Source organism: Kribbella sp. CA-245084 (genome assembly GCF_050942355.1).
Classification (GTDB): Bacteria; Actinomycetota; Actinomycetes; order Propionibacteriales; family Kribbellaceae; genus Kribbella.
This window is the reverse complement of record NZ_CP192053.1, coordinates 136,848-157,939: the sequence shown is the minus strand read 5'-3', so window position 1 is coordinate 157,939 and position 21,092 is coordinate 136,848. Positions and strand designations below refer to the sequence as shown.

Here is a 21,092-nt window from a genome sequence, read left to right as displayed (position 1 = left end):
GGATGGAGCTCGAGGCCACCAGGATCAGCGTGCAGGGTCCGCACGCGACGATGCTGCACGCCACGTCGGTGTCGGTCGCAGATCATCAGGTGGTGCTGCTGACCGGATACCCGGGTGCTGGGCACGTTGCGGCCGCGCTGGGTCTGTCCGGGCGGCTGAAGCCGGACACCGGGACGGTGCGGCTCGACGGTCAGGCTGACCCGGCTCTCCTTCGGCGACGGGTCGCCGTCGTCGACGCGCCAGGCATTACCGAGCCGGACGATGCTCTGCCGGTTCAGACGGTTGTCGGCGAGGAGTTGGCGATCGCCGGTCGGAAGGCGGGTCGGAAGGCCGTGCTGGAGTGGCTGGACGAGCATGACGCCGCAGAGCATGCCGGCAAGCGGTTCGAGCACCTGCCGGTCGCAGTACGGACCAGACTGCTGGCGGAGCTCACTGTGGCGCGTCCCGACGTACAGGTGGTCATTCTGACCATGCCGGATCGACATGGTGGTGATCCGCATGGCTGGTTCGCGCTGGGGCGCGACCTGGCGGCGCAGGGGTACGGCGTGATCATCACGTGCGCTGACGCGTCCGCCCGGCTGCTGGACGTGAAGGCGGCGCAGCTGGGCGAGACGGACCAGCCTGACCCGGTGCAGGTCACTGCGGTTGCTCCGGTTGCTCCCATCGGTGCAGTTGAGCTCGATGCAGTTGAGGAGGAGGACGAGTGACCGCACTGCGGATGGCTCTGAGCGAGTTGCGGCGTCTGACGGCGGGTCGGCTGCCCAAGCTGGCTGTGGTCGCGCTGCTGCTGGTGCCGGTGTTGTACGGCGGGCTGTACCTGTACGCGAACCACGATCCGTACGGCCGGCTGGACAAGATCCCGACCGCGGTCGTCGTCGAGGACGCCGGTACGACGCTGGCGACCGGCGAGAAGCTGAACGTCGGACCGGAGGTCGCCGCGGAACTTGTGAAGTCCAAGAGCTTCGACTGGCATCAGGTCGACCGTGCGGACGCGACGTCGGGGGTGTCGGACGGGAAGTACGAGTTCGCGCTGGTACTGCCGAAGTCGTTCTCGTCCGATCTCGCGTCGAGTGCGGAGTTCACACCGCGTCAGGCGCAGCTGGAGCTGCTGACCAACGACGCCAACAACTACATCGCGCACACGATCGCCAACCAGGTCGTCGCGCAGGTGACGAAGACCGTGGCGTCAGAGGTCAGCGAGACGGCAGCGTCGCAGCTGCTGGCGGGGTACAACACAATCCACAAGCAGGTGGGCTCGGCGGCTGCAGGTGCTGCGCAGTTGTCGCAGGGGCTGGCGTCGGCGGCGACCGGGGTCGGGAAGTTGCAGACCGGCGCTGCGCAGCTCAACACTGCACAGAAGCAGCTGTCCGCTGGTGCGACGCAGTTGGCGACGGGTAGTGCGCAGGCGTCGCAGGGCGCGAACTCGCTGGCTGCTGGTGCTTCCAAGCTGGACAACGGTCTGGGTACGTTGAAGCGGAAGACGTCGACGTTGCCGAAGCAGACCAAGTCGTTGGCCGCCGGTGCGAATCAGGTTGCCGATGGCAACGAGAAGATCGCTGGTGCCGGGAAGCAGGTCGCTACTGCGTCGAGCACGTTAGTGAAGGATCTCTCGACTTTTGACACCCAGCTCGCTGCGCGGTTGAAGGCTCAGGGTTTCAGCCAGCATCAGATTCGCGAGGTGTTGCTGGAGACGGCGAAGCTGCGCGCTCCCGTCGTACAGGCGAACACGAAGATCCAGTCGACGTCCAAGCAGCTCAACCAACTGGCCGTCGGGGCACGGAAGGTGTCGAACGGCGCGGCTGCGCTGGCGGACGCGACGCCCGCGCTGACGAGTGGGATCAGTGCGGCGGCTGATGGGGCGGATCAGCTCAACAGCGGCGCTAGTCAGCTGAAGACCGGGCTGGGGAGTTTGCAGACCGGTGCGCAGCAGCTGGCGGCTGGGGAGAAGCAGGCTGTTGTAGGACAGGGGCAGTTGCTGACCGGTGTGAACAGCCTTGCCACCGGTGTGGGTCAGCTCAAGACCGGTGCTGGTCAGCTGAACACTGGGCTGGCGAACGGCGTGAAGCAGATCCCTAACCCGTCGGCCGATCAGCGCAAGGCCGTTGCTGAGACGCTGGGCGCACCTGTCACCCTGCAGAATGTTTCGCAGGCTACGGCCGATAGTTATGGCGCTGGTCTGGCTCCGTTCTTCCTCAGCCTGGCTTGTTGGATCGGTGCGTACGTGCTGTTCCTGCTCGTCCGGCCGCTGTCACCGCGGGCGCTCGCTGCACTGCAATCGCCGTTCCGCGTTGCTCTCGGCGGTTGGTTGCCTCCGGCCCTCTTCGGCGCGATCCAGGCCACGCTGGTCTTCGTCGCCGTCTCGCTCGGGCTCGGGATCCATGCTGCCCATCCGTGGTTGACGGTCGGCTTCCTGATCCTGACATCGTTCACCTTCGTCGCGATCCTGCACGCGCTGTCGGCGTGGTTCGGTGCTGTGGGCAAGTTCCTCGGTCTGGTGCTGATGGTCGTCCAGCTGGTGAGCGCCGGCGGCACGTTCCCGTGGCAGACCATCCCGGCGCCGCTGTACTTCTTCCACCACGCCCTCCCGATGAGCTACGCCATCGACGGCGTACGACACCTCATGTACGGCGGCCCTGGCACCTCCCTCGGCCGCGACCTGCTCGCCCTGGGAGCATGGTTCGCGGTCGCCCTGGCTGCGTCGACCCTCGCCGCCCGCAAGCAGCGTGTCTGGCCAGCCAAGAAACTCCAACCGGAACTGGTGCTCTAGATGGAAGACCTGGTTCGTACCGCGGGAGAACGCGAGATCCTGGAGGCGTTCCTGGACTCACATCGGGAGGTCACGGTGGACAAACTCCGCGGCCTCTCCGAGGCGGATGCACGGCGCCGGCTGGTGCCGTCGGAGACCACGCCGATCGGCTTGGTCAAACACCTCACCGGAGTCGAGCGCAACTGGTTCCAGCACATCCTCGCCGGCCGCCCCCGCGACGAGATCCCCGGCGAGTCCCGCGGCGGCCCGGACAGCTGGCAGGTGTCCGACACCGAAACCGTCGCCGCGACGATCACCGCCTTCGAACAGACCTGCGCCGAGTCCCGCCGAATCACCGCCGCCCTCCCCCTCGACCACCAGGTCCCCCACCCCGCCGGCGGCGAGGTATCCCTCCGCTGGATCTACACCCACCTCCTCCGAGAACACGCCCGCCACAACGGCCACGCCGACATCCTCCGCGAACAACTAGACGGGGCCACAGGCGCCTGATCTCCAGAGCGCGTACTGGCAGGCTGCATGCCTACCTGTGACAGTCGGCCAAAGTTGCTTCGGGCAACTACAGTGCGCCCGGCGCGGCCGGGTCGCCGCGATGTGTCCGTAGATTCGGTTGGCCATGGGCGCCGGCTTGGCAGTCGGTCGACGATAGGCGCGTACCGCGGGCAGCCGACCAATGGGCACGGACGACGTTCCCATCACCCCGACCCGCCTGCCCCGGGTGTCCAGTAAGCATTCAGTCGCGCGATAAGCGCGCACCGCGGGCGGCAGCCCGCAAGTCCCGGCGGTAGCCGGAAAGTCCGGCGGTAGCCCGGAAGGGATGCACCGGCGATGAGCCGGGGGGTGGGTGGGTAGCGGGCGTAGCTGCCGCGCTGAGGAGCGGAGCGACGAAGCAAGCGGCTGCGTAGCGCGCGGGGGCTGTGGTTCAGCTGTTGACGAAGGTGGCTGTGTCGGTGAGGAGTTTGTTGGTGGTGGGTTGGTCGAAGAAGGTTATTAGGGCCTCGTAGGTGCCGGCTTCGGCGGATGAGGGGTCTACTACGTAGCCGTAGTAGCCGTCGGTGTAGCCGATTACTCGGGTTATGGGGTGGGTGCTGTCTGACTGGAGGCAGGCTCCGTGGACGGCGAAGAGTTCTACCGGGAGGTTGATCCAGCAGACGTCGCCCATGGTGACGGCGCTGACGGGGAGGTCGAGGGTCGGGGGGAGGGTGGCGGCGGCCATCAGGGCTTGGCCGCGGGCGCCGTCGAGGCGGGTTTGGGAGATGCGGCCGGAGGGGTCGTCGACGGCGGCCTGGACGGTTCCGAGGGGTCCGGATGCGGTCGCGGCCTGTTCGGCGGCGGTGACGACCTTTTCGACGGCGGTGGCGAGCTTCTCGGATTCGTCGGCGGGTGGGATGTTCCGGACGGGCAGGGTCAGCGTCGTACGGCGGATCGCGGGGACCGACTGGGGTAGTTCCAGGCCGGGCCCGGCCAGCGCCTCGCGGACGCGGCCTGCCAGCAGGCTGCCCAGACGGGTGACTTCGGCGGCGCCGCGGCCCTGGCGGGTGAAGCGGGGGCTGACGTCGCCGGCGGCGCCTTGGAGGAACCCGACGACCGCGGGGGCGAGGGCGGAGCGGGCGGCGCCGGGCCAGTCGGCGGAGTACCGCATGTTCTCGGGGCCGTACGTCGTCGGGTGGCACGCGAAGTCGAGCAGCACCGCTTCGAGCGAACCGGACAGCGAGTGCAGCGCGAGAATGCCGGCGGTGTTGTCGTGCGGACCGTTGCGGCGGTGCCGGTTGGTACCGACGCCGATCACCTCGACCGAACGCCACGACGCAGTCACCGGCTGCCGCTCAAGCCGAGCGCCGCGCACGGCACCGACCAGCGAATCCACCAGTGCGCGCTCCTGCTCAGCAGGGATGACGGGATGGATCTCACCGGTCCATCCCGAAGGCCCCGAGTGCGTGTGCGAGGCGGAGACGACGACGTTGGACGGCGGGATGCCGGCCGCAGCACCCGCTGCGAGAGCGAGCTCACGGGCGAGCCCGGCGCTGACAGCTATCGCGTCGAGTGTGAGCCAGAGCACACCGGGGTCGTCCACGCTCGACAGCCAGATCAGCGTGGTGCGCAACGGGTCCGCAGTACCGGTCGCGGTTCCGGCGCGGGCGGCGTACCCGTCGAGGCGATGGCCGGGCGGCGGAGTGACGTCCAGGGACGTCGCGGCCAGGAGCAGTTCGGTCACGAGAGGGCTCCAACTGTCATACCGGCACTGATCTGACGATGGAAGCCAAGATAAACGGCCAACACCGGAATTATCGAGGTCGTCTCGGCGAAGGGCCGCGTACGGCGGTCAAGCAGGCGCATGTGACAAGTGTCTATCGGACCGGAAGGGCGCCGACCAGACGGGCGGTGATCTCCATCGGGTTCGTGATCGCGGTTCCGACCACGACGGCGTACGCGCCCGCATCGCAGACAGCGCTGATGTCGTCAGGCGTACGGATCCTGCCCTCGGCGATGATCGGGCAGTCCAGCCGCGCCGAGAGCCGCCGTACCAGCTCGATGTCAGGTCCGGTCGGCGTACGGCCGTCGGTGTATCCGGACAGCGTCGTGGCGACGAAATCTGCGCCCGCGTCCCGGGCTGCGAGACCGGCGTCGAGGCTGTCCACGTCGGCCATCACGGGTACGCCGAGCTCGTCGTGGATCCGCGCGATCTGCTGGTCGAGCCGCAATCCGTCGGGCCGCGGTCGGAGGGTTGCGTCGAGCGCGACCAGATCCGCGCCGGCCGCGACGACACCGGCGGCGGACTCGTACGTGGGCGTGATGAAGACGCCCGCCGGATCGCCCAGCTTGTGGAGCCCGACGATCGGCAGGTCGGTCACCGCGCGGATCGCTGCGATGTCGTCCGGCCCGTTGGCCCGGATCGCGCCGGCGCCACCCGCCTCGGCGGCCTGCGCCATCAACGCCATCGCGGCAGGTCCGTGGATGGGGTTCTCGGGACCCGCCTGGCAGGACACCACGAGGCTGCCACGGGCGAGAGCTCTCATCGGCGATGCGTCACAATCAGGTCGGCGTACGTTCCGGCTGGTCCCCTTGTGAGGCGTTCTGCACCGTCGAGCGAGTTGCCGGCCGCGGGCGTGAGCCGCGCGCGCGACGGGAGAGCGTCGCGGACCGGGTTCAACAACTGTTCGCCCGCACCGTTGAACAGACCGCCGACGCAAGCAACCGGCACAGGCCCCTCGCCGGCCAGTTGCGCGACCGCGGCACCGATCGTCTCGGCGATGTCCTCAGCCGCCCGTACGACGAGATCGTGCGCGACCGGATCGCCCTCGGCCGCACACCGCAGTACTTCGGGAGCGAACCGGGCCACGTCGTCGACCAGCGTCGAGGAGCGGTACAGCGTCACCGGATCGAGCGCAGTGTCCGCGAGCTTGGTGACCGGCCCGCGACCGTCGCGTGAGCGCTGTACGGCGACCAGCCCGGCGCGACCGATCGCGAACGCGCTGCCGGCGTCTCCGAACAGGTACCCGTGCCCGTCCAGCTTGCGCCACGTACCGTCCCGATCGACCGCGAGACAGACCAGTCCGGTGCCCGCAGCAACGACCACGCCGTACCCCTCGGGCAACGCGCCCGCGTGCGCGGTGACCATGTCCTGGGTCAGTCGCACCTCGTCGGCGTTCAGTAACTCACCGACGTCGGCGGCGAACCTGTCCGCCGCGCCGGACGCCTGCGGGTATCCGGTGAGACCGAGGGCAACGATCTTGATCCGCCCCGTCACCTCGGCCTCGGCCGCGGCGGCGCCGATCGCGTCGAGCATCCTCCGGAGCGCATCCGGTCCGTGCGTGTAACCGGGCCCTTCGCCGGTCCGGCCGGACGGGAGAACACGGAGTCGAAGGGCGGACTGACCGCCATCGATGGCAATGCGGCTCATGCAGTGATCCAGTACGACTAGTCGGTGCCATGTGGTTCACCGCAGCGTACTCACCAGCATCCCCGACGCCATAGGGTCGTTGCCCATGGCTGACTTCAACGGGCTCGACGTTCATCTCGGCAACGTGGCGCGGCTGTCGTCCGCGCGGTCGTACTCGATCAGCGCGGAGAACCCGGACGGCGCGAAGGGCGGCGGCGCGCGAGCCACCGAGGGGATCCTCTCCCGGCACGCGCGCGACCTCGGCCCGGGCTGGAAGATCCAGCCGTGCATCAACCTCGCCCCCGGGTCGACCACCACCCTCGCCGAGATCGACGGCTCGGGGGCCATCACGCATCTGTGGATCACGGTCGATTCGAAGACCTGGCGATCGCTCGTACTGCGGGCGTACTGGGACGACGAGGAGACGCCGTCGGTCGAAGTACCGCTGGGCGATTTCTTCTGCAACGGCTGGGGACGGCACTGCCAGGTGAACTCGGTGCCGATCGCGGTGAACCCGAAGGGCGGGTTCAACAGCTACTGGCAGATGCCGTTCCGCGCCGGCGCCCGGATCACGATCGAGAACCTGCTCGAGACCGAGATCGAGAACTTCTTCTACCAGGTCGACTTCACCCGGACGACGGTGCCGGAGGATGTCGCGTACTTCCATGCGCAGTTCCGCCGCAGCAACCCGGTCCCGTACGGCGAGGTGCACACGCTGCTCGACGGCGTACGAGGGCAGGGGCAGTACGTCGGGACGTACCTCGCGTGGGGCTGCAACAACAGCGGGTGGTGGGGTGAGGGCGAGTTCAAGTTCTACCTCGACGGCGACGACGAGTACCCGACGATCTGCGGCACCGGCACCGAGGACTACTTCGGCGGCGCCTGGGCGTTCGAGCATCCGGAGGGGCAGTACGCGACGTTCACCACGCCGTACCTCGGGATGCCGCAGGTGATCGAGCCGAGCGGGTTCTCCGACAACCAGCAGCGGTTCGGGCTCTACCGCTGGCACATCCAGGACACGATCCGGTTCACCGAGGATCTCCGGGTGACCATCCAGGCGCTCGGCTGGCGGCGCGACGGTCGCTTCCTCCAACTCCAGGACGACCTGGCGTCGACGTCCTACTGGTACCAGACCGAACCCCACACACCGTTCCCGACGCTGCCCGACAGGGACTACCTCGAGGTGATCTAGTCCTCGATGTTCGACATGACGTGCTTGATGCGGGTGTAGTCCTCGAGGCCGTACACGGACAGGTCCTTGCCGTAGCCGGAGTGTTTGAAGCCGCCGTGCGGCATCTCGGCGACGATCGGGATGTGGGTGTTGATCCACACGCAGCCGAAGTCGAGGCGGCGGCTCATCCGCATCGCGCGGCCGTGGTCGCGGGTGAACACCGACGACGCGAGGCCGTACTCGACGCCGTTCGCCCAGCGGAGCGCCTCGTCCTCGTCGGTGAAACGCTGCACGGTGATGACCGGCCCGAAGATCTCCTGCTGGATCGCGTCGTCGTTCTGCTGCAGACCTGACACGACGGTCGGCGCGTAGAAGTAGCCGCGCTCACCGACGATGGCGCCGCCGGTCCGGACGGCCGCGTGGTCGGGCAGGCCGCGGACGAACCCGTCGACCCGGTGCAGCTGCGCCTCGTTGTTCAGCGCGCCGTACGTCGCCTGTGGGTCGTCCGGCGTCCCGGTGTGTGTGCGGTTCGCCTGCTCGGTCAGCGCGTCGACGAAGTCGTCATGGATCCGCGGACCGGCCAGCACGCGCGTCGCCGCCGTACAGTCCTGACCGGCGTTGAAGTATCCGGCGGCCGCGATCGCCTGCGCCGCCTTCTCCAGGTCGGCGTCGTCGAAGACCACGACCGGCGCCTTGCCGCCGAGCTCGAGATGGGTCCGCTTCAGCTTCCGCGCCGCCGACGACGCGACCTCCATCCCGGCGCGCACCGAGCCGGTGATCGCGACCAGCTGCGGTACGTCGTGATCGACCAGCGCCCGTCCGGTGTCGCGGTCGCCGCACACCACGTTCAGCACGCCCGGTGGCAGGAACTCCTGCGCCACCTCAGCGAGCAGCACCGTCGACATCGGCGTCGTGTCGCTCGGCTTGAGTACGACGGTGTTCCCGGCGGCGAGCGCCGGCGCGATCTTCCAGACCGCCATCATCAACGGGTAGTTCCAGGGCGTCACCTGTCCGACGACGCCGATCGGTTCCCGCCGTACCCAGGACGTGTGGCCGGCCAGGTACTCACCGGCCGACCGCCCTTCCAGGAGGCGGGCCGCGCCCGCGAAGAACCGCAACTGGTCGACGCACGGCGGGATCTCGTCGGTCACCGTGATCGCGAGCGGTTTGCCCGTGTTCCGGCTCTCCACCGCGACGAACTCGTCCGCCCGCCGCTCCATCGCGTCCGCGATCCGCAGCAACGCCAGCTGCCGCTCGGCGGGCGTCGTGTCCCGCCAGCTCTCGAACGCTCGCGCCGCCGCGGTCATCGCCTGGTCGACGTCCTCAGTGCCCGACAACGGTGCTCGCGCGTACGCCGAACCGGTCGCCGGCGCGATCACGTCGTACGTCGCGCCGCTGAGCGCTGCGGCCGGCTTGCCGTCGACGATGTTGGTGATGGTGTCCATGACGGTTCCTATCTGCTCGATTCGAACACGCACTCGCCCTCGATGTACGTCGCCCGGACGCGGGTCGCTGCGATCTCGTCCGGCTGGGTGGTGAACGGGTCGCGGTCGAGCACGACGAGGTCCGCGAGCGCGCCCGGCTCGATCCGGCCGGTGTCGTCGGCGTGGTTCAGCCACGCGCTGGTTTTGGTGTACGCCGTGAGCGCGGTCGCGAGGTCGAGCGCCTGCTCGGGGAAGAACTGCTCCGCTGCGGAGTCGTCGCGCCGGTTGACCGCGACGTGAATCGCGGCGAGCGGATCCGGGCTCGACACCGGCCAGTCCGATCCCGCCGCCAGCCGCGCACCCGACCTCGCCAGTGCGCCGAAGGGGTACTGCCAACTCGTCCGCTCCGGGCCGAGGTACGGCACGGTGAGATCGACCATTTGCTGGTCGTACATCGCCCAGAGTGCCTGCATGTTCGCGGTGATGTTCAGCTGTGCGAAGCGGGCGATGTCGTCCGGATGGACCACCTGCAGGTGCGCGATGTGGTGCCGGCGGTCGGTCTCGCCGTTGCGCTGCTGGGCGTGTTCGAAGGCGTCGAGGGCTTCGCGGACCGCGCGGTCGCCGATCGCGTGCACATGCACCTGGAATCCGGCCGCGTCGAGTTGCGTGATGTTGTCGCGCAGTTCGATCGGGTCTACGAACGACAGGCCGCTGTTCGCAGTACGGCAGCCGCAGCCGTCGAAGTACGGCTGGAGCATTCCGGCGGTGAAGTTCTCCGCGACGCCGTCCTGCATGATCTTCACGGTGCGGGTGCGGAAGCGCGAGTGGTCTACTGCGTTTCGTCTGGCCTGCAGCTCCGCGATCTGGTCGGCGCCGCGGTCGCGCTGCCACCAGAGCGCGCCATTGACCCTCGCTGTCAGTCGTCCGGCGTTGGCGAGGGTGAGATAAGCGTTCGTCGCGTCGGGCATGTTCGCGTAGTCGCCGAGGATCGCGTCCTGCCAGCCGGTGACGCCGAGCGAGTGCAGGTACTCCTGCGCGTCTTCGAGCGCCGCGACGAGCTCGGCGTGCGTGGTCGGCGGGACGTGGCGGCCGACGAGGTCCATGGCGCCCTCGTGGAGGGTGCCTGTCGGGGAGCCGTCTGGTCCGCGTTCGATCCGGCCGTCGGGCGGGTCCGGCGTACTGCGGTCGATGCCTGCCTGGGTGAGTGCTGCTGTGTTGACCCAGGCGCCGTGGTGGTCGGCGTTCACCAGGAAGGCGGGGCGGTCGCCGGTGACCGCGTCGAGGTCGGTCGCGCGCGGTGCGGCGCCGGGGAAGTCGGGCTGGTGCCAGCCGGCGCCGAGGATCCACGGGACGTCAGGGTGCTGTTCGGCGTACCGCTGGATCGTCTCCTGGTACGCCGGGAGGCCGTGCGCAAGCGCGAGATCGCAGCGGCCGCGCTCGAGCCCGCCCTGCACCGGATGGATGTGCGCGTCGACGAACCCGGGCAGCAGGAGCCCGCCTTGGAGATCGACGATCTGCGTCTTCGCCGTCCGCTCCCTTCCCGGGATGATCCGGCCGTCGCGGACGCCGACGCTCAGCCCCGGCCGGTACGACGTGCCGTCGAAGACCGCGCCGTTCAGGAACAAGGTGTCCACGAAGCTCCCTACGGATTCCGCGTTGGATCCGGTCCATGACTGCTGACATCGACAGACTATCGGCTCTTCTGGCACGAAATCACTTGCCTGGACACGCTTTTCCGGGCACGATGGCGGGACCGGCCAGCCTGGAGAAGAGGGAAGCCCTATGCCGTCCGATACGCCCGACTTCGCCCACCTCCAACAGTCGGCGCGCGACCACCTGTGGATGCACTTCACCCGGTTGTCGAGCTACCAGTCCGGCGAAGTGCCGGTGATCGTGCGCGGCGACGGGGTGTACATCTACGACGCCCGCGGCAAGCGGTATCTGGACGGCCTCGCGGGCCTGTTCGTCAACCAGCTCGGCCACGGCCGGACGGAGCTCGCCGAGGCGGCTGCCAAGCAGGCCTCGGAGCTGGCCTACTTCCCACTCTGGTCGTACGCACATCCCAAGTCGATCGAGCTGGCCGAGCGGGTCGCGTCGTACGCGCCCGGAGATCTGAACCGGGTGTTCTTCACCAGCGGCGGCGGCGAAGCGGTCGAGTCGGCGTGGAAGCTGGCCAAGCAGTACTACAAGCTCACCGGCAAACCGGGCAAGCACAAGGTGATCAGCCGCGCGATCGCGTACCACGGTACGACGCAGGGGGCGCTGTCGATCACCGGACTGCCGGAGCTCAAGGAGCCGTTCGAGCCCCTCGTGCCGAGCACCTTCCGGGTGCCCAACACGAACATCTACCGCGCCCCGATCCACGGCGACGACCCGGAGGCCTTCGGCCGCTGGGCCGCCGACCAGATCGCGGTCGCGATCGAGAACGAAGGCGCGTCGACAGTCGCCGCCGTCTTCCTGGAACCGGTGCAGAACGCCGGTGGTTGCTTCCCGCCACCACCTGGGTACTTCGAACGCGTCCGCGAGATCTGCGACGAGTACGACGTACTGCTCGTCAGCGACGAGGTGATCTGCGCCTTCGGCCGGCTGGGCCACATGTTCGGAGCCGAGCGGTTCGGATACCAGCCGGACATCATCACCTGCGCGAAGGGCATCACGTCGGGCTACTCGCCGCTCGGCGCGATGATCGCGACGGACCGGCTGATCGAGCCGTTCCTGCACGGGGACACCACATTCGCCCATGGCTACACCTTCGGTGGCCATCCCGTGTCAGCCGCGGTCGCGCTGACCAACCTGGACATCTTCGAGCGCGAAGGCATCAACGAGCACGTCCGGAGCCGGGAGGGGGATTTCCGGGCGACACTCGAGAAGCTGCTCGACCTGCCCATGGTCGGCGACGTCCGCGGCGCGGGCTACTTCTACGGAATCGAGCTCGTCAAGGACAAGACCACCAAGGAAACCTTCAACGACGAGGAATCCGAGCGGCTGCTCCGCGGCTTCCTCTCCAAAGCCCTCTTCGACGCCGGCCTCTACTGCCGAGCCGACGACCGAGGCGACCCCGTCATCCAACTCTCCCCACCCCTGATCTGCGACCAACCCCACTTCAACGAAATAGAATCCATCCTCAGATCAGTCCTCAAAGAAGCCGAAACCCTCCTGTAAAAGCACCCCACGCGGGCTACGCGGCCGCTATCTTCGTCGCTCCGCTCCTCACCGCGCCCGCTCCACCCGCTCCCGCCCACCCTCCGGCTCATCGCCGGCATCTGCCAGCTGCCGCTGGCGTGCTCCGGGCTGCCGCCCGGGACTTGCTCGCTGGCGCTCGCCGCGACTACCCCGGGGCAGGTCCGTGGGTAAACGGACAGTGGTCACGGGGTGCTGCTGGTAGCCCCGCAAGGTGACGCCAGGAGATCGCGCACGGCGGACCCGCTTTCGGAAGCCTGTTCGGGAAATTAGTTGATTCCGCTGACAGCGGAGTCGTACTATTTCCCGAACAGGAGGTGGGTCGTGGCTACATCGCCAGCGCCGCTCACGGAGGCTGATGTTCTCGCGCGGGGCAAGGAGATCCTCTCGGAGCGCTTACCCGAGGGGTGGGAGGTACGTGCAGTCACGTCTTCGCGTGATCGAGGCACCGACGGCATCGTTGATCTTCGCTCCCCCGATGGCGCACTGCGCCGGTTGGTGTTTGAGGTCAAGCGCACAGTCGAGAGCCGCGACGTTCAAGCGATCCACGACCAGATCACCAGGTACGCCAGCGATGTCACGGGAAGTCCGGAGGTCACAGGGGTGGTGGCAGCGCGCTACCTGTCGCCTCCGGTTCGCCAGAAGCTGATCGAGGCCGGCCTGTCGTTCGTCGATGCCACCGGCAACGTCCGGATCACGTCTCCGGCCCCCGGCCTGTTCGTCTCCGATCGGGGCGCGGATCGCGATCCGTGGCGCGGTCCCGGCCGGCCGCGCGGCAGTTTGAAGGGCGCGCCGGCCGCCCAGGTGGTCCGGGCGCTACTGGACTATGACCGGCGGTGGCCGATCCGGGCGTTGGTCGAAACCTCGGGTGCGTCAACTGGTGCGGCGTACCGCGTCGTGCAGTTCCTCGAGGAAGAGGGACTGGTCGAGCGGCACGCGTCGCAGGTTGTTGTGCCCGAGTGGCAGCCGTTGCTGCGGCGATGGAGCCGGGACTACGAACTCGTCGCGAGCAACCGTACGACCACCTGGCTCGCGCCCCGTGGCCTGGACAGGTTCCTGTCGCGCGTTGCCGAGTCGGACGCCGAGTACGCAGTGACTGGCACGCTGGCCGCCGCCGAGTGGTCGCCTTACGCTCCGGCCAGGTCGGCGATGATCTACACCCCGGACGTGGCGCGCGCGTCCGCCACGTGGGACCTGCGTCCCGTTGAGACCAGCGCGAACGTCGTACTAGCCGAACCTCTGAGCACCGCCGTGTTCGCCCGGACCCGCGTCCGTACCGATGGCGGCTACCAGATCGCGGCGCCGGCCCAAGTTGCTGTCGACCTACTGACCGGCCCGGGACGGAACCCGTCCGAGGGCGAAGAACTCATCGAATGGATGGCTCGCAATGAACGAACCTGGCGCCAGCAGGACTGATCTGCTGGTCCAGTCGCGCTCCGCACTCCTCGACGTGCTTGCAGCGCTGGAGTCCCACCGGGATTCCGTCACCGTTATCGGCGCCCAGGCCGTGTACCTGCGGACCTCGGCGGCGGCGGTCGCCCTGGCCGAGACCACCAAGGACAGCGACCTGGCGGTCGATCCCCGCCAACTGGACGACGACCCGCTGCTCGAAGATGCGATGACCCGGGCGGGCTTCCGCCAGAACCGGAACAGCAGGCAGCCCGGCGCCTGGCTGAACTCGGCCGGCATCCCGGTGGACCTGATGGTCCCGGCGTCGCTCACCGAGGGCGGGAAGAAGGTTCGCGGCGGGCGAATCCCACCGCATAGCAAGAGCGCCACCCGCAGGGCTGACGGACTCGAGCCGGTCCTGATCGACAACTCGCCGATGGAGGTGTCCGCACTCGACCCGGCTGACGGCCGCCGGTCCACCGTCAAGGTCGCCGGCTGCGGCGCGCTCCTCGTGGCCAAGCTCTTCAAGATCGGGGAACGCGTCAACGACACCAACCCCAATCGCCTGCAGGACAAGGATGCCCACGACATCTACCGGATCCTCATCGACACCGAAACCGCGGCCCTGGCCGAGGTGTTCGAGCAGCTGCGCGCCGATGCCGTGAGTGCCCCGGCGACCGAGACAGCGATCGTCTACCTCCGGGAACTGTTCGCCGCCGGACCGACAGCCCTCGGCGCGAAGATGGCCGGCCGCGCCGAGTCCGGCATCGGCGATCCGGAGCTTGTCGCCGCCTCCGTCTCGGCTCTCGCCGAGGACTTGTCAAAGGCACTCGGACCAGCGCAGGAGCTCGATGGCGGCCGCAGTTGATCATCAACTGAAGCTCACCCTCGAGCACCTGCTAGATATGGCAGTCGAAGGCCTAGGGCCGTCGCTGGTCTTCAGGCTGGGCGGCCGAGGAAGGCGGCTAGTTGGTCGGCGGGGGTCGCGTTAAGGGAAGGCTTGGTGGCGGGGCCGAAGATGGCTTGGGCGTTTGGGCCTCGGTAGGCGTCGACGATGTCGAGGTGGGCTTGGGTGAGGAGTTCTGAGGCTAGGTCGGGGTCCAGGTCGGTGGGGTGGTTGATGGCGCGAGCTAGGTCCCAGCCGTGGGTGAATTGGTCTCTGGTGAGCATGTTCAGGATGTCGGTGCCGGAGAACTTGCCGAATGGCAGCTGGACGGTCTGTTCCAGGACGTCGGGGGACTCGAAGGCTGCCAGGGTGGCCTTGATGCTGTTGTCGTAGGTGGCTAGGAAGTCGCCGGGCGCATAGTCCTCCTCGGTGTGCTCGCGTCCGCCGACGGTGGCCGCGGCCCACTGGGCCGAGTTGATGAAGTGGTTGATCAGGGCGCGCACGTCCCACGACACACACGGAGTCGGCGCATCCAAGTGGGCCGCTTGCACCTCGGCCAGCACCGCACGGGTGCTGGCGAAGGCACGGCTCAGCTGTTGGTTCACTACAGAATCACTCTCCACCGTTCATATTCCTCTCTCGCAGTTGCCTTGTAGACCCGCGGAGGTTGGAAAAGGAATCGGTACCTGGTGCGAGCAGCTTCAGGATCAGCGGGAGGTGCTGACAGCGGGCAGTCGGGTTGCTGACGGTGCGCGCCAGCAGTCGATCGCGCGATGAGCGCGCACCGCGGGCGGTAGCCCGCAGGCGAAATACCGGCGGTAGCCGGGGGGCGGGTGGGAGCGGGCGTAGTGGGCGCGGGTGAGGAGCGCAGCGACGAGCGGGAGCGCCCACGGAAGCACGCGTGGGCTGACGCAGCCAGTTAGAAGTCGAAGCCTAGGCCTAGGTGGTCGAGGGTTCGGAGCCAGAGGTTTCGGTGGCCGGTGTGTTTGTCGGCTTGGTGCATGGACCAGCGGGTTAGGTGGATGCCGGCTGCGCGGAGGGGTTCGGGTGGGAAGGGGAGGGGGCGGTCCCGGACCATTTGGAGGGTGGTGCGGGGGGTGGATTCGGCGTACAGGAGGTCGAGGATGACGTCGGCGCCGAAGCGGGTGGCGGCTACGCCTAGGCCGGTGTAGCCGAGGGCGTAGGCCGTGTGGCCGGCGTGGGCGGTGCCGTAGAAGGCGCAGAATCTGGTGCTGGTGTCGATGACGCCGCCCCAGCGGTGGGTGAAGTGCAGGCCTTCGAGTTGGGGGAAGGTCTGGAAGAAGTGCCGGGCGAGCATCGTGTGGATGGAGTTCCGTTGCTCGAGGGACGGGTCGATGCGGCTGCCGAAGTAGTACAGCGGCATGTACCCGCCCCAGAGGATGCGGTTGTCCCGGGTGAGGCGGTAGTAGTGGAAGAGGTTGGACGCGTCGCCGACGCCCTGCCGGCGGTGCCAGCCGATCGACGCCAACTGAGCAGCCGATAGAGGCTCAGTGACCAGGACAAGGTCGTAGACCGGGACGGTGTAGAGCCGCAAGCGGCGCAGTAGCGAGGGAAAGGCGTTGGTAGCCAAGGCGATCCGGTCGGCGCGAACGGAACCGGTTGCCGTATGCAACGATCTGGAGTGCATCCGCGTGACCGCGCTGTGTTCGTGGATGCGTACGCCGAGGTCCAGGCAGGCCTGGCGCAGCCCCCAGGCCAACCGGGCAGGCTCGACCAGCGAGGTGCGGGCCGGGTCGAACAAGGCGCCCAAGTAGGTAGGGGAATGGAGCTCCGCCCGGGCCGAGTCCTGGTCGAGCAGTTGCGTCCCGGGGCGCTCGGCAGCCTCAGCGGCGAGCTCTGCGAGATGGTGGGGTTCGGTGGCGACGGTCAGTTCGCCGGTGAGCTGCCAGTCGCAGTCGATGCCGTACCGGGCGATGGTGTCGCCGAGAGCACGATGGTTCTCGAGGCCGAGGCGTTCCAACTCGTCGATCTCGGACGGCCAGCGAGCCAATCCGTTGGCGTACCCGTGCGTGAGGCTCGCGTCGCAGAAGCCGCCGTTGCGGCCGCTCGCAGCGGAGCCGCAGACGTCGCCTTCCAGCAGTACGACGTCCAGCGACGGGTAGCGCTCCTTCGCGCGCAACGCCGTCCACAGACCGGTGTAACCGCCCCCGACCACAGCGAGGTCGGCGGTCTCGGGACCGAGCAAGGCAGGCAGCGGTTCCGGAGCCGACTTGTCCTCGAGCCAGAAGACTCGCGGTTCGGCCTCGGCGAGAGCTGCCAGTTTCATCGGGTACGCCGGCGTCGGGCCAGCTCACCCCCCAGGACGAGCACGAGCGCCAGCACGAACATCGCCGTACCGACGACGTTGATCTGCGGCGGGATGTCACGCTGCGCCGACCCCCACACGAACATCGGGAACGTCACGGTCGTACCGGCGTTCAGGTTCGTGATGATGAAGTCGTCGAACGACAGCGAGAAGCTCAGCAGCGCCGCGGCCAGGATGCCGGGGAACACGAGCGGGAACGTGATCCGCCAGAACGTCTGCCACTCGTTGGCATACAGATCCATCGCCGCCTGTTCGAGCCGCGAATCCATCCCGGTCAGACGCGCCTTCACCGTCACGACCACGAACGACAGGCAGAACATCACGTGCGCGATCAGCACCGTCCAGAACCCGAGCTTGCCGCCTAAGCCGCTCGACACGAACAGAGCGAGCAGCGACGAGCCGAGCACGATCTCGGGCGAGGCCATCGGCAGGAAGATGAACAGGTTCGCCCCGGCCCGCCCCCGGAACCGATGCCGCACCATCGCGAACGCCATCAACGTGCCGAGCGCCGTCGCGATCACCGTTGCCAGCAACCCGATCCGCAGCGAGGTGCTGACCGCGTCGCACAACCCGTACGGACGGCACGGGTGCTGCCAGTTCGCCCAGGTGAACCCGTCGAACGTGTACGACAGCTTGCTCTTCGGCTCGTTGAACGACATCAGCATCACAACGAAGATCGGCGCGAAGAGATAGAGCAGTACGAGCAACGCCACCAGGAGGATCAAACGCTGCCTGACCCAACGACCGGCCCGTGTCATAGCAGCTCCTCCGTCCCGGCCCGCCGTACGTAGACCAGCACGAGTACGACGATCGCCGCCATCAGCGTCACCGACAACGCGGCCGCGGTCGGATACGCGCCCGCCGAGAACAGCCGCTGGATGTCGTTGCCGATCATCCGCTGCTTCGGCGTACCCAAGAGCTGCGCGTTGATGTAGTCGCCGGCCGCCGGGATGAAGGTCAGCAGCGTCCCCGCGACCACGCCCGGCATCGACAACGGCAGCGTGACTGTCCGGAACGTCGTGAACGGATTGGCGAACAGGTCACCGCCCGCCTCGATCAACCGCGGATCGATGCGTTCGAGCGAGGCATACAGCGGCAGCACCATGAACGGCAGGAAGTTGTACGTCAGCCCGGTCACCACCGCGGTCGTTGTCGCCAGCAACCGTCCGTCCGGACCGAGGATGTGCAGCCACTTCAGGGCGTCGACCACGAATCCGTTGTCCGACAGCAGCAGCTTCCACGACAGCGTGCGGATCAGGAAGCTGGTGAAGAACGGCGCGATCACCAGCGCGAGCATGAAGTTCTTCCACCGGCCGGCCTTCATCGCGATCGCGTACGCCAGCGGGTACCCGAGCAGCAGGCAGAACAGTGTCGTCAGCAACGAGTACCACAACGACCGCCCGAAGGGCCGCGCGTAGTCGGCCATCGCGTCGACGAAGTTGTGGAAGTGCCAGGTCATCTTGAACCCGGACTCGATCGACCCGTTCGGATCGTACAAACTTGCCGCCAGCAACGAAATCAGCGGTACGACGAAGAACAGCAGCAGCCACAACCCGCCGGGCAGCAGCAACAGGTACCCCGTGAACCGCCGGCCGGAGCGCTCGACCTTCGCGGGCGGCGCGGCCGAGGCTGCCCCGAGCTGGCCGACCGCGCTCATCCGGCACCATCCGGATCGTCGATGTGCTCGACCCCGGCGTGCGCGTCCTGGTCGGCGTCGAGCACGAACGTGTGCGTCGGCAACCAGTGCAGGTCGACGGTCTCCCCGACCCCGAACGTGCCCCGCGCGCCGGTGTTCTGCTCGAAGATCGTCAGCTCCTGGTCCCACGGCAGCTTGACCAGGTACTGCGTACTCACGCCGACGTAGCTGACGTCCGTGACGACCGCGCCGCGCAACTGGTTCGACCCGTTGCTCTGCTCGGCCCCGGCCGCGGCGATGAACACCTTCTCCGGCCGGATCCCCATCCAGACGTCGCCCTCGGTGACCCGGCACCGCGGCAGCGGCACGGTCACCTTGCGGCCGTGGACGTCGACGGTGATGTTCTCCTCGGCCTGTCCGATGATCGTGGCCCGGATCAGGTTCGACTGGCCGAGGAAGTTCGCCACGAACGTGGTTGCGGGCAGGTCGTACAGCTCGGCCGGCGAGCCCATCTGCTCGATCACGCCGCCGTTCATCACCGCGATGGTGTCGGCCATCGTCATGGCCTCTTCCTGGTCGTGGGTGACGTGGACGAACGTGATGCCGACCTCGGTCTGGATCCGTTTCAGCTCCAGCTGCATCTGCCGCCGCAGCTTCAGGTCCAGCGCGCCGAGCGGCTCGTCCAGCAGCAGCACCTGCGGCCGGTTGATCAGCGCCCGGGCCAGCGCGACCCGCTGCTGCTGGCCACCCGACAGCTGCGACGGCCGACGTTTGCCGTACGTCGAGAGCTCGACCAGCCCGAGCATCTCCTCGACCTTCGGCTTGAAATCCTTGACGCCGCGCCGCTTCAGCCCGAACGCGACGTTCTCGAAGATGTCGAGGTGCGGGAACAGCGCGTAGTTCTGGAAGACCGTGTTGACGGGACGTTTGTACGGGCGCAGGCCGGTGATCTCCTGCTCGCCGAGCCGGATGCTGCCTGCGGTCGGCTCCTCAAGTCCCGCGATCATCCGCAGCGTGGTGGTCTTCCCGCAACCGGACGGTCCGAGCAGCGCGAAGAACGAGCCGGACGGGACTGTCAGGTCGAGGTTGTCGACCGCCCGTTGCCCGCTGAACTGCTTGCTGATTCCGTGGAGTACTAGATCACTGGTCATCTATCAGCCCCCGATCGCGAGGTTGAAGTCGGTTTCGTAGAGGGCTGCTTTGGCCGTGTCCAACGGCATGAACGACGCCGTCTTGGCCAGCGTGGCCTCGTCGGGGAAGATCAGCGGGTCGTCGACGACGTCGGGATCGACGGTCTCCATCGCCTTCTTGGCCCCTTGGACCGGGCAGATGTAGTTGACCCAGTCTGCCAAGGTCGCGGCGACTTCCGGTTCGTAGTAGTAGTTCATCAACGCCTCGGCGTTGGTCTTGTGGGTCGCCTTGTTCGGCACCAGCATGTTGTCCGACCACAGCATCAGGCCCTCTTCCGGCACCACGAACTTGATGTCGGGGTTGTCGGCCTGCATCGCGATCACGTCGCCGGACCAGGCCTCGCAGGCGGCGATGTTGCCGGCGTTCAGGTCCTGGACGTAGTCGTTGCCGGTGAAGCGTCGGACCTGCCCGGAGCCGACGTACTCCTCGAGCTTGTCGAGCGCCTTGCTCCATTCGGCGTCGTTGAACTTGCCCGGGTCGGCGCCGACCAGCTTGAGCATGAACGACATCGTGTCCGGCATCTCCGACAGGAGCGTGACGCGGCCCTTGAGGTCGTCGCGGCTGAGCAGGTCCGTGAAGCTGCGAACCTCCTTGGTGACCTTGGCGTTGTACGCGATGCCGGTCAGGCCGCTCTGCCACGGCACGCTGTAGTCGCGGTTCGGGTCCCAGGCGGGCGCCTTGAGCTGCTTCAGGAGCTGCTTGTCGACGTTCGGGATCTTGGAGTGGTCCAGCTTCTGCAGCCAGCCGAGGCCGACCATCCGGGCCGCCATCCAGTCGGTCAGTACGAAGATGTCCCGGCCGCAGGACTGGCAGCTGCCGAGCTGGTCGCGCACCTTGGCGTAGAACTCGGCGTTGTCGTTGACGTCGGCGGTATAGGTGACCGTGATCCCGGACTGCTTCTGGAAGTCCTCCAGCGTCGGCAGCACAGTCTTGCCGTTCACCTTCTCGTCGGACTCGTCCATGTAGCTCGGCCAGTTGGAGAAGTTCAGCGTCTTCTGTGAGCCCGACATGTCGGTGCTGATGCAGCTGTCCGCGCTCTGTTTGGCCGGCGGGATCCCGCAGCCCGCCAGCACCCCTCCGACCCCGAGCGCGGACAGCGACATCCCCTTCAGGACCGCGCGACGCCCCACGACGCGCTGGTGACGAGGACTCATGGAACCCCCTAGGAACCGTCTGTCGCGGGCGATACTGTCAAACCTTGGCGATCTGAACAAGGGATTCCGAAGCTAATCGGCCATTTCGCAA

At 67.6% G+C, this 21,092-nt stretch carries 17 protein-coding genes and 1 pseudogene; 7 read left to right on the top strand and 11 right to left on the bottom strand.

The window, feature by feature from the left end:
* Positions 1-2 precede the first annotated feature (2 nt).
* The 3 genes from ACQPYH_RS00770 to ACQPYH_RS00760 are packed head-to-tail and all read left to right on the top strand — an operon-like array spanning position 3 to position 3,256.
* Positions 3-707: a hypothetical protein gene (locus ACQPYH_RS00770; RefSeq protein ID WP_432885101.1), complete on the top strand. Its 705-nt coding sequence runs from the start codon at positions 3-5 to the stop codon at positions 705-707.
* Positions 704-2,767, top strand: a complete 2,064-nt coding sequence (locus tag ACQPYH_RS00765) for a YhgE/Pip family protein (protein WP_432885099.1) — start codon at positions 704-706, stop codon at positions 2,765-2,767. The genes ACQPYH_RS00770 and ACQPYH_RS00765 overlap by 4 nt, the downstream gene beginning before the upstream one ends.
* Positions 2,768-3,256, top strand: coding sequence for a DinB family protein (locus ACQPYH_RS00760; protein WP_432885096.1), 489 nt, complete (start codon positions 2,768-2,770; stop codon positions 3,254-3,256).
* Between the two features lie 430 nt (positions 3,257-3,686).
* Here ACQPYH_RS00760 and ACQPYH_RS00755 read toward each other — a convergent pair whose 3' ends face one another.
* The 3 genes from ACQPYH_RS00755 to ACQPYH_RS00745 all read right to left on the bottom strand — a co-directional run bounded on the left by ACQPYH_RS00755 (position 3,687) and on the right by ACQPYH_RS00745 (position 6,665).
* Positions 3,687-4,979 (bottom strand): neutral/alkaline non-lysosomal ceramidase N-terminal domain-containing protein, encoded by a 1,293-nt coding sequence (locus ACQPYH_RS00755; protein ID WP_432885094.1) that lies wholly within the window; start codon positions 4,977-4,979, stop codon positions 3,687-3,689.
* 133 nt (positions 4,980-5,112) lie between these two features.
* Positions 5,113-5,781: an N-acetylmannosamine-6-phosphate 2-epimerase gene (locus ACQPYH_RS00750; RefSeq protein ID WP_432885092.1), complete on the bottom strand. Its 669-nt coding sequence runs from the start codon at positions 5,779-5,781 to the stop codon at positions 5,113-5,115.
* Positions 5,778-6,665 (bottom strand): N-acetylglucosamine kinase, encoded by an 888-nt coding sequence (locus ACQPYH_RS00745; RefSeq protein ID WP_432885089.1) that lies wholly within the window; start codon positions 6,663-6,665, stop codon positions 5,778-5,780. Before ACQPYH_RS00745 ends, ACQPYH_RS00750 begins: the two co-directional genes overlap by 4 nt.
* 85 nt (positions 6,666-6,750) lie before the next feature.
* On the opposite strand from ACQPYH_RS00745, the gene ACQPYH_RS00740 reads away from it, so the two are divergent.
* Complete coding sequence (locus ACQPYH_RS00740) at positions 6,751-7,836, top strand: glycoside hydrolase family 172 protein (RefSeq protein ID WP_432885086.1); 1,086 nt, start codon at positions 6,751-6,753, stop codon at positions 7,834-7,836.
* Here the strand turns inward: ACQPYH_RS00740 and ACQPYH_RS00735 are convergent.
* Together ACQPYH_RS00735 and ACQPYH_RS00730 are read right to left on the bottom strand one after the other, a co-directional pair.
* Positions 7,833-9,260, bottom strand: coding sequence for a gamma-aminobutyraldehyde dehydrogenase (locus ACQPYH_RS00735; RefSeq protein WP_432885083.1), 1,428 nt, complete (start codon positions 9,258-9,260; stop codon positions 7,833-7,835). The genes ACQPYH_RS00740 and ACQPYH_RS00735 overlap by 4 nt on opposite strands.
* Before the next feature lie 8 nt (positions 9,261-9,268).
* A complete protein-coding gene (locus ACQPYH_RS00730; RefSeq protein WP_432885080.1) occupies positions 9,269-10,873 on the bottom strand; it encodes an amidohydrolase in 1,605 nt (534 codons plus the stop codon).
* Positions 10,874-11,021: 148 nt separating this feature from the next.
* On the opposite strand from ACQPYH_RS00730, the gene ACQPYH_RS00725 reads away from it, so the two are divergent.
* The 3 genes from ACQPYH_RS00725 (at position 11,022) to ACQPYH_RS00715 (ending at position 14,676) form a co-directional block, all read left to right on the top strand.
* Positions 11,022-12,401 (top strand): aspartate aminotransferase family protein, encoded by a 1,380-nt coding sequence (locus ACQPYH_RS00725; protein WP_432885077.1) that lies wholly within the window; start codon positions 11,022-11,024, stop codon positions 12,399-12,401.
* Between the two features lie 342 nt (positions 12,402-12,743).
* Positions 12,744-13,835, top strand: coding sequence for a helix-turn-helix domain-containing protein (locus tag ACQPYH_RS00720; RefSeq protein WP_432885074.1), 1,092 nt, complete (start codon positions 12,744-12,746; stop codon positions 13,833-13,835).
* Entirely contained in the window at positions 13,807-14,676 is an 870-nt protein-coding gene (locus ACQPYH_RS00715; RefSeq protein ID WP_432885071.1) for a hypothetical protein, read from the top strand. The genes ACQPYH_RS00720 and ACQPYH_RS00715 overlap by 29 nt, the downstream gene beginning before the upstream one ends.
* A 71-nt stretch (positions 14,677-14,747) precedes the next feature.
* Here ACQPYH_RS00715 and ACQPYH_RS00710 read toward each other — a convergent pair whose 3' ends face one another.
* The 6 genes and pseudogenes from ACQPYH_RS00710 to ACQPYH_RS00685 form a co-directional block, all read right to left on the bottom strand.
* The gene (locus ACQPYH_RS00710; RefSeq protein ID WP_432885068.1) at positions 14,748-15,299 is read right to left on the bottom strand and encodes a TIGR03086 family metal-binding protein; all 552 of its coding nucleotides are present in this window, start codon (positions 15,297-15,299) and stop codon (positions 14,748-14,750) included.
* Between the two features lie 314 nt (positions 15,300-15,613).
* On the bottom strand, positions 15,614-16,981 hold the full coding sequence (locus tag ACQPYH_RS00705; RefSeq protein ID WP_432885065.1) for an NAD(P)/FAD-dependent oxidoreductase: 1,368 nt from the start codon (positions 16,979-16,981) through the stop codon (positions 15,614-15,616).
* Complete coding sequence (locus tag ACQPYH_RS00700; RefSeq protein WP_432885062.1) at positions 16,978-17,778, bottom strand: ABC transporter permease; 801 nt, start codon at positions 17,776-17,778, stop codon at positions 16,978-16,980. The genes ACQPYH_RS00705 and ACQPYH_RS00700 overlap by 4 nt, the downstream gene beginning before the upstream one ends.
* A complete protein-coding gene (locus ACQPYH_RS00695) occupies positions 17,775-18,677 on the bottom strand; it encodes an ABC transporter permease (protein WP_432885060.1) in 903 nt (300 codons plus the stop codon). The genes ACQPYH_RS00700 and ACQPYH_RS00695 overlap by 4 nt, the downstream gene beginning before the upstream one ends.
* A pseudogene (locus tag ACQPYH_RS00690) lies at positions 18,674-19,720 on the bottom strand (ABC transporter ATP-binding protein); the annotation flags it as partial. The pseudogene ACQPYH_RS00690 and the gene ACQPYH_RS00695, both read right to left, overlap by 4 nt.
* A gap of 90 nt (positions 19,721-19,810) precedes the next feature.
* Complete coding sequence (locus ACQPYH_RS00685) at positions 19,811-21,001, bottom strand: polyamine ABC transporter substrate-binding protein (protein WP_432885057.1); 1,191 nt, start codon at positions 20,999-21,001, stop codon at positions 19,811-19,813.
* Positions 21,002-21,092 lie beyond the last annotated feature (91 nt).